This window comes from Microbacterium sp. 18062 (assembly GCF_902706225.1).
In the GTDB taxonomy this organism is placed as follows: Bacteria; Actinomycetota; Actinomycetes; order Actinomycetales; family Microbacteriaceae; genus Microbacterium.
This window is the reverse complement of the sequence record NZ_CACSKB010000526.1, coordinates 1-414: the sequence shown is the minus strand read 5'-3', so window position 1 is coordinate 414 and position 414 is coordinate 1. Positions and strand designations below refer to the sequence as shown.

General features: G+C 44.9%; 1 protein-coding gene. It reads right to left on the bottom strand.

Annotated elements, in window-relative coordinates; all coding sequences use genetic code 11:
• Nucleotides 1-414, bottom strand: a 414-nt coding sequence (locus GVL03_RS21050) for a hypothetical protein (protein WP_159502731.1), incomplete at both ends; no start/stop codon positions are given.

Below are 414 nucleotides of genomic sequence, written 5' to 3'. Positions count from 1 at the left end.
CTTGCTCTTCCACTTGCTTTTCATACCAAGGCGCTTGTCCCGACTTGAAAAATTCCTGCCACTCATCCATAACATCATATGCAATGGTGTACCCCTTCCCGCGCAAGGATAGAACACACTCTACGAGAATCTTAGCAGGCATGGTTAGCAAATAAAGAGCATCTACCTTTTTTGGCGCAAGCAATCTATGCAAGTTAACGAATTCAAACAGGGGCACCTGGTATATACCCGGCCATACATGGCTACACCCCTTCACAAGCTGCTCTTTTTTATCCCATTGCCATGCAATAAAAAGAACAAGATACCCTTGCCGCGCAAAATACTTGGCTGCGTTGATAGGGCGCTGGTTTACCAACTCATCAAATTCAAATCCGCAAGGAATAACTGCTATTTTATCAGTTGATCGGGCCATCT